Below are 16,309 nucleotides of genomic sequence, written 5' to 3'. Positions count from 1 at the left end.
CAACAAATCAGTAGGATCGTACTTCCACAACGAAGCTCCGCTATTCAGGCGATTCAACGAGGACAACGGAACCGCTCTCGAGATCGTCTATTGTTTCCTGTATCCGTCGCAGCTGCTCGTCCACCCCTTCGCGTAATCGGTTGCCCTCCTCGATTAATTCGCTCACACGTTCGTTACTCGGAGGACTACTTCGTTCGATGGCATCGACAACCGCTGCCGTCGTTTCGTGGTCAGGATACTCGGCCTGTAGTTCCGTGGCGAGTTCTGCCAGTCGCTCGTTGAGCTCAAATGGATTCTCAGTTTCGTCGAGAAGCCGTTTCACCTCCTCAACGGTCGGTGGCTGTGACTGATCGAGCATTCCCGTCACGTCGTTCGTTATCGGATGGTTCGGGTACTCGGTTTCAAGCCGCCTCGACGCGTCTCGGAGCTGTGACCAGAGACTCACACCCTGCCCTGCGTTATCGAGGAGTCGGCGCGCTCTCGCGTATCGCTTCGCTTGTTGGATGACCGATGGATCGACGAGGGCTGCCTCGGAAAACGTATCGCCGTTCCACGCTTGCTCGAAGAGGTCGTACAGGTCGTCGATGGTCACTCCCTCGAACTCGACAACGACGCGGTCGGCTGTCTCCTTGCTCGTTCCATCGTGAGCGTAGAGCCACGTGGTGAGGCTGGAGACGATGCTGTTCGGCTCATCGTCCGCTGGCGTCTCGCCAGTAATGCGTTCATACTGCTCGTGGACGACCTGTCGCTTGTGTGTCTCGGCATCATCGAGTACTGCTCGCAGTCGGTCGACGGCGGGAATGTCGTCGCCATCAACGATCCTCTGCATCTCAGCCGTGACGGTTGCGCCGGGATGCAGCCGCTGCATTTCGCTCGCCTGGTCGGTGAAGCGTTCCCAGAGCGTCTCTCCGTCCTCTACTGTCTGGAAGAGCCCTTTAGCACGATCGAACCGGTTGGCCTGTGTCTCGATCTCGTCAGTTGCGAAGTCATCCGTTTCAAGCGACCCGCCACCGAGCGCCGGATCAAGTGCCTCCGCTACATCATCAAGCGTGGCGCTATCACCGAATGCCCTGCTAACGTCGCGAAGAATGCGTTTCACCAGCACGCTGTTCTCGTCGACCCACGCTTCCAACTCCGAGAGCCACGCATCCGGATCACGTCCGGAGACAGGGTCGCCGATGATCGCTTCCGTGATGCGTCGAATCTGTTCGGGGTCGCCGACTGACTCGAACCGAACCTGTACATCGGCCAGATTCGTCTTGTTTCTGACCGCGCGGCCGATTGCTGCCGGATCGGTAATATACTCGTCGTTGCGCCGAAGCGCGATGTCGTTGGCTGCGGCAAGCGTGATCAGCAGTGCCGAGATCGATTCCCGGGGCGTCCCGCGGTATGTGCCGCCGCGTTGGACCGTCTCCGCGAGGAGATCCTCGCCACGCACCGATTGCTGAGCCTCGTACTCGTCAAGGAAATTCCGACACCAGCCGTCAGCGAGTTCGCCTCGCTCCGTGTCGACGCCGAGTGTGATGGCATCCTCGTTCGACAGGGGCCAGTCGCCGACCCCACGGAAGAACTGCGCCATTTGTTCTGCGTCGTCGACCTCCGTGATTCCGTTCGTCAAAACGTGTCGCGTTAGGCCGAACACCGATCGCACCTGCTCCGTCACAACCTGCTCGAACACAGTCTCGTAGCGGCCTCGCGAACTGCCAGTCAACACATAGACATCGGCCGCATCGAGTTGCTCGCGCACCGCCGATTCGAGCGCCCGTTGGTCGGCACGATTGTCAGCTTGCAAGTCCGGGTACGTCTCTGACTCCTTGGAGAGCACTTCCTGCATCCCCATGACTTCCTGTAGCCGTTCCTCCATCGGCTTAGGAATCGGTACGGCAATAAGGACGTGTTCACCCCCATCACGTCCCTGATTAGCTGACTGCCACGTGTCGACTTGTTCAGACAGTGTGTCGGGATAGTGTGCAACGAGTCGCACTTGAACGGCATCGAACTCCGGTGTGGGTGCCCGCTCGATTTGCTCGAGCACAGAGTATTCGAATCGGAGGGGGACGCTACGCTCGCCAGCGACGTCCACCTCATGTCTGCTTCCCTCCGAGAGCAAGTGAGCGCTTCCGTCCTGTAAGTATGTCTCTAGTTTGGCCGAGACCCGATGTGATTGAATTTCATGGGCATGCGTCTTCGCTCGCGTCAGAATGTCTTCCTGCTGTTCGGAGACTAGCAAGTACTCCTCGTCGCCACGATCATTTGTCTCGGTCAATACCTTCCTGTCCTCGACGAGTTCGGCCAACGCCGTCTCGACGTCATCGAGCGTCGATTCCAAGGACGCATCTATCGATCCAACCATCAGCCGAGCGAGGTTCTTCGGCGTCGAAGGTACGTCCGCCCGCACCTGATTCAGGAGGTAGAGCGCCTTTGCGACCCGCACCGAGAGCGCATCGTCATCGCCGCCGGCGGATGGAATGAGCTTATTGTCGATCATCTCCCGCACCCACAGTGGTACGTAGGTCGTCTCTGCGACCAGCAAATCGTATAGTTCGTCCCATGTGACGAACGCACCGACGGACTTGTCCCCCCATTCGAACCGAGTGAACAGCGATCGGACGAGGATGAGCAAGGTCCGCCCCTGTACGTACTCCTCTTTAGTCATGTGGCCGCCCGGCATCAACTGCTGGATTACTGTGCGCAACAAGCCAAGATCGTACTCACGGAATGGGTACGATTCGATCGGGTTGGGATCAGTGCTGGCGATGGCTTCATATGAGTCAAGCGTCAGGTCGGGCGCGTCATCGATGGTCGACGCGACAGTTTGCTGACCGGTGTCGTCCTTCTGCAGCCAGCGTTTGCGGACGATAATCTCCGTGTCGGCTCCTTCAAGCTGTTCCTGTTCTCCGTACCACGGCTGGTTGGTGACATCAGTATCCTCAAACTCGCCATGGATCTTTTTGATCGGGTATTGCCCTGTTCCGACGATCGGGGGATTTGGCCCGATGCCCAGCTTCGTCAGCGCCTCCATCGTCTCTTGGAACTCCCCGTAGCGGTTCCGACCATCGCCGATGAATAACGCCACCTCGTCGAGGCCGATCAGTAATTCCGTCTTCGTATCAGGGGTGCTCAGGTCGTCTTGGGCCTCTTCGATCCGGGCAACGAGTTCGTCCGGATCAAACTCGTCGGGAGCAACCTCCGCGATAGCCGTGTCAATGGAGTGTTTCACCTCTTCAGAGGAGCCAAACGGCGAGTCATCGAGCATCGGAACGGCTTCGTAGAGCCAGCTCCGCAGCGATGCCCGTTCTTCGTATACCTCGTCGAACGTCTTTCCATCATGCTCGATTTCCTGCAGCTGCGTCCAGTAATCGCCGTGGTTCATGTCGAGTTGCCACGCCCACTCCAGCAGCCAGTTTGGATCGGTCGGATAGCCGAGTTCCCGCCCGACCGCCTCGTAGATGAGGTATGGAAGTGGCGGCTCTTGTGACGCGTCACGGTTGAGGAGATTGAGGAACACCGGCTTCAGGCGGTCGACGTGGGAGTCAACAATGTGTTGACGGAACGACCGAAAGCCCGCCCATCGGTTTGACAGTTCCTCTCCGAGATCCGCATACTCCGATTCAGTGTCGGCGGCGAAGCCTGCGAGCTTCAGCAGGTGTGTCTTGCCCGACCCGAAGGTCGCCGAAATGTAGAGGAACCGCGACTCTTCGTGCGGATACTTGTCGATAAGGGTCCCGAGCGTGGTGAGGACGTTCCGGGCACTGTCGGTCTCGTAGAACTCACGGATATCGTTCTCGGCCCGCTCTCTGGCGTTAACCTTCTGGACTTCCTTGAGCTCACGAGTCGGTGACTGGTGGAAAATATCGTGGATCTGTGTGTCACTCATTGGAGATGCACCCCTTCGATCCGTCCGTCGATCTGATGTGCCGGGTAGTAGTTGCGCGATTCCTTGCTGAAGAAGTTCAACTTTCCACCGACGATGTCACCTGGGAAGGGAATGCCGATCGTCGATTGGACGTTACGACGGTCGAGTTCGTCGAGGAGTTCTGAAGCCCGTGTGAACGGGTAGAGGCTTCCGAGGTGGGTTAGGATCACTACATGTCGTTGGTGATCTGGAGCATCGATCTCTTCGGTCATGTCCGTGATGAGTTCTTTGGCGAGCCGGTCTTGCATCGTGTCCGTGATCGTCGCCGGGTCGGCCTGCTCACCGAGATCGACCGCGAGGTCGAACACGTTGGTTTGGATGAACAGTTTATCGAGCTGGAGGACTTGCACAGTTCCGTCCTCTGGGAAGCCCTCCGTTTCGTGGGGATTCCTTGCCCACGCGGTGAGCCGATCGGCGACACGTCGTTCGTACGTCGGCTGAACGGGCACGATCACGAACGGATTCCGAATGCCGCGACGCCCGTCCGCGAAGTCGGCGAGTCGCTCAATGAAGTCGTGGAGGGGTCGATTACTCGTCATCGAACGATCACCCCCGTTTCCGTCCGCTCGATACTGAGATCGTACCGTCCCGCAAGCCGCTCAAGTTCGCTATCGAGTGATTCGTGATCCGATGGAACGACGCCGATCGCCGTGACGTCGGACGGGGATCGATCGCCGACGATACTCTTGAGCTCGTCAAATGTCGCCTGTAACTCGGTCACTTCGCCGGCGGTGACACGAAGGGGTTCAGTGTCGAGTAGCGTGTTCACCGCTCGAATGAAGTCGTCGGTCTCCGTACTCGTCGTCCCTCCAACGACGGTGGTCACGACCCCAGAGACATCGTCGTACCACGCGGCGGCTCGCCGGAGCTGCATGATATATTCACTCTCGAACGCGGGTCGGACGGCCGACGTGAAGTCGCTCGCTGGTTGGATCCACGGGTGCTCCTCGAACTCGGCGACGAGTTCATCCAAGCCGGTTGATTGCCGATAGGTGGCCCATGCATCCTCGATAGCGTCGTCCAAGGGTGGCGAGACGGTTCTGGTGTCGTTGAACCGATCCCAGCCGTCGTGCGTCCACCACTTGCCGCCGTAGTCGTCGATCCTTTCGTGGAGCTGCTGACTGGCCGTTTCACAGTCGTCAGTCAGCCAGTCGAAGGACTGCTGTGCCAGCACGAACTGAGCGTCAAGTTGCGTCAGAGCGGAGCGACGCAGGCTCCACACTTCCGTGACATCCTCGTACCATTCTTCAGCATCGTTGGTGTCCTCGACTGTCCGCCGCCAGTCGGTGTCGCCGGACTTTACAGCCTCGTGTCGCTCGACGGCCTTCTGCTTCTGGTTCTCGAGAGCATCGACGAACGAGTCAAGCAGGTCACAGACGATCCGTGTCTGGATATCGCTTTGTGCGACCAACTTAACATCCTCGATGAGACTGCCGAGTCGCCCGGCGAGCGATTCGTTGGCGTTCTGTACCCGAACGATGCCGTCGGGAACCGTTTCCGTGGATTCGAGGAATCCACCGTCTTCGAGCGCTTCGCGAACACCAGTTCCCTCGGCTATCTTGAGGCGCGTTGTTGTCAAGCTGCCCAGATCGAGGACGGTATCTAATTCAAGAGAGTCGCCCGTTTCGTCCACCGGGAGGAAGTCACCCTTGCGGCAGAGCCCCCAGATGATGGCGCACAATGCGGGTTGTGCCTCCTCGTAGATCGGCTTCTCGGCGATGATTCCATCGAGAATCGTCGCCATCGCAAGGCTCCCATCACTCCGTTTCAGTTGTCTGCCCGTGAACGCTCGAACGTTGTTCTGAATCGAACCGCCGTGTGTTCCTGGATCCTCGGTGGCGACCTCGATCTGCTGCGCCCAGGTGGGGAGCAGGTCTTGCGCTGTGAGACTCTGAAGCTCCCGAAGGTGTTCTTCACCGACCTGCAGCATCGTCGGGTGGAAGTCGTCGGGATAGCGTACCGCAACGAATGTGTCAACTGCCGAAGTCAGGCCGCGGATGTCCGTTCGATCCTTGACGGTGAACGTGCCACTCTTGAGCGCCTCGACGACCTTGCTCCGCACGCGGGTTGCTCGATCCGAGAGATCGCGCTCTATTGACTGTGGAAGAGTGTGGTCGCCGACGGCGGTTCTGAGCGACCACCACTCGATGAGAGTGTCGCGGAGGTCGTTCATCCCGTTTCCACCGACAGTCCATTCAAGCGGATTTCCATCGTAGTCGGCCTCTGTTGCCTCCAGTGCCAGTCCCTCGATGGCCACCTCGACATCGAGCGCGTCCTCTGCGTCGACTGTCGTATTGAGAGCAATGCCATCGACGGTGAACTCATAGCGGACGGGATATTGTTCACTAGTGTCGCCGTACTCTGCCGATGACGGGAGCGAGAGATCACGAACGATGTCTGCCCAGAGATGGCGGTCGACGGCCTCGATAATAGCATCCCAGTCCGGGGCGTCGAGATTCGTTTCCGCCGCCTCGATGATTTCCCGCTCTTCCTGGGTGGCAAATTCGTACTTCGGTCCGACTTCGTCGTGCGTCGGGCGAATGAACTTCCGAAGTCGCTGGAGCGATTCCTCGACCCGGTTTTCCATCTGGAATTGTGTCGGACCGTTGAGGTCGCTTAATACGGCAACAGCAAGATTGCGCTCCGACATCGGGATCGTCTCGGGGACGTGCTGAAGCAGCAACACTGCCTTTGCGACGTCGACATCGATGTGCTCTACCTGTCCCGCTTCGTGCTGCTCCTCGATCTCGTCGATGACTTCCACATCCCGCGGTGTGATATCATCGAGTTCAGGCTCGATGAGATCGTAAAAGTCGACCAGCGAGATGACGTGCGTCTCCTCACCATCGTCGGCCCATTCCTGTAACAGCCCATGGACGAGCGCGAGAATCGCTCGGGCCGTCCCAGAGAAGATCGACTTGGCTGGATCACGTGCTTCTTGCCGAAGGTTCGAGAGGATCTCGAGGAACAGCGACGGTTGATAGGGGAGAAACGGATAGAAGTCGATGAGACGCTCGTGATCAATGGCGTCGAGTTGTGGTTCGGTATTGCCTTCGATTTCCGAATATACGAGCAGCGTCTCGGGATCGTTGCTCGTGTGTGCGAGAACGCGTTCCACCTCTCGTCTGCCGGACGCCGTCTTCTGCAACAAGCGCTGGGTAGAGATCTCCCCGACGTGTCTGCTCGGGAGGCCGAATCGGTGGGGAAAGCGATCCTTGACGATGCTGAAGTCGGCCCCCCGAGCCGCGAATTGGGGCTGGACATCCTCGATTTTAGCCTGTGCGGTGGCCACTAACTGGATATTCCCGTCGCCGATTTCGTCGACACTCTCGGCGAGCGTTTGCAGTTCAGTGAGACGGTCGAAGTCAGTTCCAATGAAGAGACTCACTTCGTCCAGTAACAAGATGAGTTTAACCGGACGGTCGAGGTCCTCCTCGCGTTGGTTTCGTAACGCCTCGAGCCGTGTAACCATCGCCTCAGGATCGAGGTCAGATGGCCTCAGATCGGCCAATCCGTCGGATGTCCCAGTCTGTTCCTCGAAAAGCTCCGGCAACACCACTTTGGCGAGAGCGTTGTACTGCTGGATCTTCTCCCAGTCGTACGTGGTGGGATCGTCGACGGTGCCTTCGAGTGCCGACCGGGCACGTGTCGTCCGCTCGGGCCATGCATCGGTCGTGCGATACCAGTCCTCGAAGTACGCAACGTCGAGCTGTGAAGAGAAGCCGCCTTCAACGCCAGTGAGTCGTTCGGTCGTATGTGCGGATCGAAGAACGATCTCGCTGAAGCTCCGCTCTTTCTGGCCCTGATACGTGAGGAGATTCACCGAGATCGGAATGACCTCGTACTCGTTGTGGATCGACTCCCACGTCGTTTTCAGTGACGGCAACTCCCGCCCATCGGTTAGCTGTGCCCAGGTGGTATCTCGCTGGGAGAGCCACTCGCTGTCCATCAAACCACGAAGGACACTAAGAAGGTGGCTCTTCCCGCTTCCATAGTAGCCGTAGAGCCAGTAATTGGCGCCGGAACGCATGTCCTCTGAACGGCCAAGCAGCCGCGCGAAGAAGTCGTGCATGAAGTTCTCGGCTTCGTCGGTGACGTGGTAGGTGTCGATAGACGCCAGTCGATGATCGCGTCCGTCGTCCTGGCGATCGATGCGGACGGACTCCTCGAAATCTGCGCCGACATTGGCAGTGAACCACTCTTCGCGAGTCATTCATCACCCCCCATCGATTCTGCCCACCCGTACGTTTCTTCGGTCGGTTGGAGTCGTAGTTCCCCGTGAATCCCGCTCGCCTCCCAACTCGGATGGTCGCTCACACGCTCGGCCAGTGAGTCCCAGGACTGTTCGGGCTGGAAGAGATAGAGCCAGCCGGCGGGCCGAGAAAGCCAATCTGTCTCCGCTTTCTCCCACGAATAGCCGGATGCGACGAGCAGTGGAATGGTACCGATCTTCGGAAGCTGCCCGGTGAGCGACTGTTGGGTCTCGAGAACGCCGATCTCTCGCATCACCGATCGGAGTCCATCCCCCCACCGACGTGTCGTCGACTCCGCGTACTCGAATGCACTTCCATCAGCGTAGTGAAATTCGCTTAGGAGGCGTTCCACAGTGTCTTGGTCGAAATCGAGTTCGTCGATGCCTGATCGTTGTAGCCGCTGAACATACTGATGGACCGCGTATTTCACGAGCGGATCGTCTTCCAGCAGATAGAGATAGAGAATCTGTGCCTTGTCACGTGCAGTCTCACACTGCTCGAATATGGATGGAAGGCGGACTATCGCGGGCAGATTCGCGCTGGCAGTCTTGAACCGCGAGCTGAGAACGCGATAGATGCCTTTGGAGCTGCGCCGAGTACTGCGCTCGTCGAATCGCTCGTCGAGCCATTTCTCCTCGACAACCGTCCAATCCCGATGATTCGCGTAGAGACGGGCGAGTGTCTCTGCTCTCTCGATGAGGAGACCACATCTCGTGAGATCCATAGAAACCTCTTCTTGTGAAGGTCGCATATCAAGCGACAGCAGAGAGGTGCCGTTTCCATCGGTACGAAGACTCATAGTACGAATCGAACCATCGACGCCACTTATGTGATAGGGATAATGGCCCGCGCCACTGTCTCGATGCTTGACTTCACACCTATGTGAACAGCCCCTCGGCTTCGTATATGACATCGTCGTACTCATGATCTACGAACTGGAAAGGAATCTAGAATGAATAAAACTCGTGATGTGATATGAATCTCCTGATGCACTCAATCTCTTAGGACGTTTTCTACGTCAAATTATTATAAAGATTGAAGTATAATCCAGTAATAGCAAATCTGTTCGATGAATGCCACGCTGCTAACTGGTCCACAACATGCACGGCTGGAACAACAAGCATTCCAGCAAGCCGATGCCCTCGCCGATGATTCGCTAGGAAGTATCCTCTATATCACGCGAAACGACGCTCGTCGATCGCACGTCGAAGATGCGTGGGCAGAGGCGCATCGCCCACTGCGGCTCCGCGCTGAGACGCTTGACGCCGTCGTCCGTGAGTGGTACGAAGCACTCGAAGGCCCAGTTGCAAGGCTGTCCAGCCAGGTAAACCGTCGCCTTACGGAGTACGCCCTTGATCGTGCGACGGCGGGTGACGAAAGTATATTTGCCGGCGAGCCAGCCTCTGGGTCACTTGTAGATGCGTTCAGTCATCGCTTCTCACTGTTCGATGATGCCGGCGTAACCACCCCTGATGCGTTGGCGACTGCGTTCGATGAGTCTATACTTGACGAACGCATCGCAACAGCGACCGTCGACATCTACCAGTGTTACCGAGAGCTGCATCAAACCGCTGGCGACGAGTGGACCGCTACCCGCGGTGAGCTCTTTCAGACCGTCGCGACGACTGAGGTGTCTCTCTCCGAACTTTCACCCGATCTCGATACCGTCATCATCTCGGGCTATCACGAGTTTCGACCTGTCGAACGGGCCGTGCTCGCTCGAATCGTCGACGCGTTCGATACAATTGCGATCCTCCCGCTTCACCAACACGGTGACGGTGGCGTAGACGCGGTCACCCACGACGGCCTCGCGGTGTATGAGACGTTGGGATTCAACCGGGAAGTGATCGAACCCCAGCAGGAAACAGCTAGGGCAATCGCAGCCGTCACGAACGCCCTGTATCGTCACGATCTAGAAACAGTATCCCACCCCAGCACGCTCTATTGGCGGGAGCTACCGACGCCAGAACGGGAGATCCGATTCGTTGCTCGCGAACTTCGGATGGAACTCGCAGCCGGTCGAAATCCAGACGATCTAGCAGTCGTGATCCCAGGGACCGAATCGTATGCTGGATACGTTGAAGACATCTTCGACATCTATGAGATCCCACACGTCACGACCGCAGCAACCCAGTTGGATGAGACCTTTGTTGGGAGTGTTGTCCATGATCTACTCAAGCTGGCCGAAGCAGACCCTTACGCTGAAAATCTGACATCGTTATTGGCGAACTCCCTCGTTGATATCTTCCCACAAGAACAGGTCGATGCGATCACGAGAGCAGCTCGACGCCGCGACACAGTCGCCCTTGCCCCACTGCTAGAAACCATTGACGGTGATGCTACGGCCTTCGTGAAGGAGCTAGTGGCGTCACTCAAGCCACTCCGAACAGGGGACATTGGAACGGCGCTCGACGTCCTTCGGCGGGTGCTAGCCGAGGACATCGAACTAGACACCGCCGTCAAGAACTACGCCGGTAGCACACCACAGGCACGTGAGCAGCAGGCATATTCTGTCGTCGATGACATCCTCAGTTCGTTCGAAGAGTTGCAAGCAATATCGAATGACTACCCTCCGCTGGCATTACTCGCCCGTGCGTTCGACAGCGTATCCGTTCGCGTCCCACAAAGCATCACAGGAGGCCACGTCGAGGTCATGGGGATGCTCGACGCCCGAATGCGATCGTTCGAGCACGTCTTCGTCGTCGGACTCACGACCGAGCATTTCCCGGCCTCGCCGGAGCGCCCGGCCTTCTTCGACGCGATGACCGATGCCCATCCTCGATTCGACACGGGTGATGGACGCCGTCGGGGACGGTATCTCTTCGCAACACTGCTGGCGAACAGTGAGGAGGTAACCCTCACGACTCCCGACACTGGCGACGGTGAAGCAGCAGTCGTTCGATCGCCGGTGCTCGATGAACTCCAGCGGGTAACGGGAATCGAACCAGAAACCGGTGTCGATGATCGCGTCGGCTCGCGTGAGGACCTCCAGCGACACCTCGCCGCTCACCCTGACCGGCGAGCGGCTGTTGACCACGCTGGCAAACAGGGCGATCTCTCGCCCGAACAAACGAAGCGAACCGACCGTGGTCTCGTGTGCGCCGCTAATCGAAGCACTGCGGAGCTCACCCCACACGATGGCATCCTCGATGCAGACACCGTCGATACGGTGTATCCACCCACTGATCGAGCGCCATACAGCGCCAGTCGGATCGAACGGTACGTCGAATGTGGGTTCAAATTCTACGCCGAGAACGTCATCGGAATCGAAGATCACGACGAGATCGAGGTAAGGCCGACACCGCTTGAGGCTGGCAGCTACGTGCATGATGTCCTCGAACGCTTCTATGTGGATCTGCTGGGAGAGTCCGACGACGACATTGAGTTCATGGCGTATGACAAAGCCGACCTAGAACAGCACCTCCTCGACGTTGCCCTCGATGAACTGGAGCAGGCTGATTTCGAGTATGAGGGGCTGTTCTACGAGCGATGGCTGACAGAATTATTCGCGGGACTGGGCAAGCCAGAGACGAACCCCTATTCCAACAGTGACCGGCCACACACTGCGCCTGCGGAGGGGCTGTTCGCGACGTTCCTCACGGAGGAACGCTCACGGGACCCTGCCAAGCGACAGTGGTTCGAAGCGCCGTTCGGTGCGGGCCTCCCTGATTCGGAAAGCGGACGGTTCGATGTTGAGCGTTCTGATGGATCGACGGTCTCCATCCGTGGGTACATCGATCGCATCGACGTGAACGGGAATGGGGAGCACGCGGAGCTGGCGCTCTACGATTACAAGACCGGGCGGACTCCGTATATGACCAAAACGACGGGTGGAACGAAGTTCCAGCTCCCGATCTATCTCCTCGCTGCAGACACAGTTGTGGATGAAAACCTGACTGCCGACGCAGCGCTTTCTGCGACGTACTACCAGGTCCATCCACCCAACGACGTCACGGTCCGGCGAGGGGTGGAATCGAAGTTCGAGTCACAGGCAGCATTGCGACGGTTTCTGAACAACGTTGTGCCGGAGTGGCTCGGGAATATCGACGATGCAATCGCGAACGGACGGTTCCATACGTCGCTGTTGTCGGCTCGCAGTGCGAACTGTAACTACTGTGAGTATCGACGCGCCTGCGATGTCCGACACCATCAAAAGCGACAGCGAGTCGAACAGGCACAAGCGGACGATGCGTCGTACGTCCCGTTGCGTGTGCAAGATGAGGCGGATCTCACGGCGGTGATGAGCGATGACTGATAACGACGATAACGCGATCCAACTGACCACCGAACAGGAAGACGCGCTCGTGCAGGACCGAAACGTCGCCATCACCGCCGGTGCCGGCACCGGCAAAACGACGACGCTGACCGAACGGTACGTGACGGTGCTGGAAGAGAACCCGACACTCACACCCGAGAACATCGTCACGATCACCTTCACACGAAAGGCCGCTGCAGAGTTGACCGAGCGTGTCCGAGCGGAGATCTACGACCGACTTGCAGCCGTGGACTCGCAAGCGGCGTATCAGCGGTGGCGAGCAGTACTCGACGACCTTGAGGATGGATACGTCCACACGATACATGCCTTCTGTACCCGCCTGTTGCGAGAGCGGGCGATCGAAGCCCCGGTCTCGCTCGGATTCGACGTGCTCGACGAGGATGGTGCAGCCTCACTCCAGCGTGCGGTCGTTACCGAGTTCCTCGAACGACACCAGAGCGACGAAGACGTGGCGCTCCTCGCCCACCTCTGGGGGCGACCGCAGCTTCTCACCATCTTGACCGGGTTGCTTGATGCGCGTCCACAGAGTGAAGCGGTCCTCGACCGCTGGCGAGACGCTGATGTCGATGAGTATGTCGACCTTCTATGGAAGGTCGTCTGCGATGTGGATGCCGACGAGGCTCGCGAAACGCTCTACACGACCGGTGTACTGACCCACTTGCGGGACTTGGCGGGACGAGTGACGGTCGAAGCCGAGATCCAAGATGACGATGGGCTGCAGGCCTACCAAACGTTCGAAACCATTGCTGACCTGCTCCCCGACGATCCTGAAGCAAGTACTCCCCGAACGTGTCAACGGGCAATTCTCGAACTCTATACAGTGTGTGAGAAGAAAAGCGGTGGACTCTACAGCAGTGCTGGCTACGTCATCGGTGACCGGGACGACTGGAACGAAGACGGCGACGTCTACGATGATCTGAAGGATGCCATCGATGTGGTCATCGACGCGATCGGACCACACGAGGAGGCTGTCGATACGACGCCCGGAGAGCTCGAAGAAAACAGTGCACACTACGCGTTGGCACTGATGCGTGTCTTCGATGAAGTCCGAGAGCAGTACGACGCCGAGAAAGACCGGCGAGACGCCCTCGATTTCCCAGACGTGATCGAGACGACGATCTCCTTTCTCCGTCGCAACGATGAGGTTCGCACCCGTCTCCAGGACCAGTTTGCGGCCGTCATGGTCGATGAGTTCCAAGATACTGACGACCGGCAATGGGAACTCGTGAAGCTCCTCACGGGGGGAATGGAAGGAACAGCAACGAACGTATTTCTCGTCGGCGACGAGAAACAGAGCATCTACGCCTTCCGTGGAGCCGATGTCACGACCTTCGCCACTGCACGGGCCGAACTGCACTCCGTCAACGCGACCTTCGACATCGACCACGTGCCAGACAGCGAGGCAAAGCGACCAACGTCACTCGAACTCTCCGGGAACTTCCGAACGCTTGAAGAACCGCTTGTGTTTCTGAACGAACTCTTCGAGCAGTTGTTCCACCCGGAGGGCGACAAACATAGGCCGTTCGAAGCGAGACCTCAATCGCTCACTGCACGACGGAATCAGGTCGAAGACGTCGAGGGGTTAGAGGGAAGTGTCGAATACCTCGTCGTTCCGAACGACGCCGAGACAGCAACCACGCTGTTCGGCGACGATCATCCCGTTGCAGAGGGGGCAGTAGAGCATACGACCGAGGCGGAAGCGCAGGGGCTTGCTGCCCGATTGACCCATCTCTTCAACGAGCCACCGACGATCCAAGACCCAGAGACTGGTGACCATCGTGCGGCAACGCCGGATGATGTAGCGATCTTGCTCCGCCGGAGAACACACCTCCATCGATACCAGCGCGCACTTGCGGCGCACGATATTCCGTACACAGTCATCGGGGGTGTCGGATTCTATGAGACTCCCGAAATCCAAGCGTTGACGAATCTCCTTCGTGTACTTGGTGACCCAACGGACGACGTCTCGTTGTACGGTGTGCTTCGTTCCCCGCTGTTTGGGTTCACCGACGACCGGCTCGCGCCGGCAGTTGCCGACGCGGACTCCATCTGGCACGCACTCGAACAGTCCGACGATCCACACCTCACTGACGCGTTCGAGCTGCTAACGACGTGGCGAACGCGCAGTGGGTGTACGTCCCCTGACGAGGAAGGCATGCTCTCGTGGGATCGTGTCCTCACACGTGTCATCGACGAGACGGGCTTTCTGGCGAGCGTCAGTGCGGACGAACGGGGCCAGCAGGCCGTCGCGAACGTCGAGAAGTTCCGCGACCAGGTACGGACGTGGAGCGAGAGTGGAGTTCACACGGCTGCTGGACTCCTACATCGGATCGACCGGCAAGCCAACATCGAATCACGTGAGGGAGACGCAGACATCCCAGGGGACGCCGAGGGCGTCCGCATCATGACGATCCACGCCTCGAAAGGATTGGAATTCCCCATTGTCATGATTCCTGACCTTGGAAGCAGTTTGAACTTTGGGCGCAGCGTCGACGATTATGGCTACGTTCAGCTCGTGGAGGGGACTGATGACGCGCCACCGCTTCCTGCTGTTGGTGGCCCCGATCCACACGACGCGTTCTCGATAGAGGAGACGGCGGTCCATGCGTACGCCGATCGGCTCGCACGTCTACAGGAACGCGCGGAAGCAAAGCGTCTGCTCTACGTTGCATGCACGAGAGTACGCGATCATCTGCTCCTGTGTGGCACACACGAGATCGACGTGGACGCGTCTGGAGCGCTTGACCTTGGCGAGACCGAGCCGTTCGATGAAGCCAATCGTTGGCGAGACTGGCTCCAGCCCGTCCTTCTTGACGATACCGAACTCCTTACCGAGGCGGTCCGGAACGGACCCGCGTCTGGCCACCTCGGTAATGCTGAATACACCGTTCGCACACCGCCACGGCCGATAAACTGGCGCTCTGCTACGGAAACCGATGCCGTGATGCCCGAGATATCGATTCCATCCCCATCTGAACGCGATGTCGGAAGACGAGTGGCAGCGACGACCCTTGTAAATAACGTTACAGACCACTCCGGTGGCGAGCACAGCTCTGCAGATAGAACGGAATCAGTCGGACTCAGCCCGACCACGTTCGGCACCGTGGTTCATCGTCTTACCGAGCTTCAACCACCGAGAGACGACTGGGAGACGTTCATCCATCGAGTGAGTCAGATAGCAGGAGAGGAGCCGACACCGGATGCTCTCCGTGAGGCGGTCACCCACGCAGAAGACGCGATTGCGTTTGTTGACGATGTCGAGTCGTCGGTCGCCCTCGAAGCCACTCACGACGAGTACTCTGTGGTGGCACGCATCGATGGCACGCGAATCGTCGGGGATATCGATCGCCTGCTCGTTACACCCGATGGGTACCACATCATCGATTACAAGACCAATGACCTCTCGACAACGATGACCGAGGAGCTAGCAGAGCACTATCGGCCGCAGATGCTCTCGTATGCCCTTGCGCTCCTTCAGCACGATTCCGATCGATGTGTTCGCGCGTCACTCCGGTTTACCGATATCGGCGTCGAAGAACGCTTCGAGTGGAACCCAGAAGAACTGGACGAGATTAAGGCCGAACTCCGTACAATAGTGGACGAACGCACCTAACGTGGTCGTTGAAATCGATTATTTCTTATATTGCAGACAGTGAGTCCTCTTATCAGACTATCTGGAACACTGTGGTCGGAAGTACAAGACACACTCTATACACTATATTTATATATTAAGTAATATATTATTGGTTAGAGGAGATCAGGATGATAGCGAAAGTCCAGCTGATAGATCGACTGCTGCCAAGAACAGAACCCGATGGCTCATATTAATGCTGTGCTTGAATTGTGATAGATCTTTAGTAGTGT

At 58.0% G+C, this 16,309-nt stretch carries 6 protein-coding genes; 2 read left to right on the top strand and 4 right to left on the bottom strand.

The features are described 5' to 3' along the window. Positions 1-40: 40 nt before the first annotated feature. The 4 genes from MW046_RS18855 to MW046_RS18840 are packed head-to-tail and all read right to left on the bottom strand — an operon-like array spanning position 41 to position 8,893. Positions 41-3,877, bottom strand: coding sequence for a hypothetical protein (locus MW046_RS18855; RefSeq protein ID WP_247995981.1), 3,837 nt, complete (start codon positions 3,875-3,877; stop codon positions 41-43). Beyond that, complete coding sequence (locus MW046_RS18850) at positions 3,874-4,455, bottom strand: BREX protein BrxB domain-containing protein (RefSeq protein ID WP_247995980.1); 582 nt, start codon at positions 4,453-4,455, stop codon at positions 3,874-3,876. The genes MW046_RS18855 and MW046_RS18850 overlap by 4 nt, the downstream gene beginning before the upstream one ends. Beyond that, positions 4,452-8,129 (bottom strand): DUF6079 family protein, encoded by a 3,678-nt coding sequence (locus tag MW046_RS18845; RefSeq protein WP_247995979.1) that lies wholly within the window; start codon positions 8,127-8,129, stop codon positions 4,452-4,454. The genes MW046_RS18850 and MW046_RS18845 overlap by 4 nt, the downstream gene beginning before the upstream one ends. Continuing rightward, on the bottom strand, positions 8,126-8,893 hold the full coding sequence (locus tag MW046_RS18840) for a BrxA family protein (RefSeq protein WP_247995978.1): 768 nt from the start codon (positions 8,891-8,893) through the stop codon (positions 8,126-8,128). Before MW046_RS18840 ends, MW046_RS18845 begins: the two co-directional genes overlap by 4 nt. 345 nt (positions 8,894-9,238) lie before the next feature. Between MW046_RS18840 and MW046_RS18835 the strand changes: the two genes are divergently transcribed. After that, a complete protein-coding gene (locus MW046_RS18835) occupies positions 9,239-12,424 on the top strand; it encodes a PD-(D/E)XK nuclease family protein (protein ID WP_247995977.1) in 3,186 nt (1,061 codons plus the stop codon). Continuing rightward, a complete protein-coding gene (locus tag MW046_RS18830; protein ID WP_247995976.1) occupies positions 12,417-16,058 on the top strand; it encodes a UvrD-helicase domain-containing protein in 3,642 nt (1,213 codons plus the stop codon). Before MW046_RS18835 ends, MW046_RS18830 begins: the two co-directional genes overlap by 8 nt. Positions 16,059-16,309: the final 251 nt, after the last annotated feature.

The organism is Halocatena salina (genome assembly GCF_023115355.1).
GTDB classification, from domain to species: domain Archaea; phylum Halobacteriota; class Halobacteria; order Halobacteriales; family Haloarculaceae; genus Halocatena; species Halocatena salina.
This window is presented reverse-complemented; position numbering and strand designations above follow the sequence as displayed.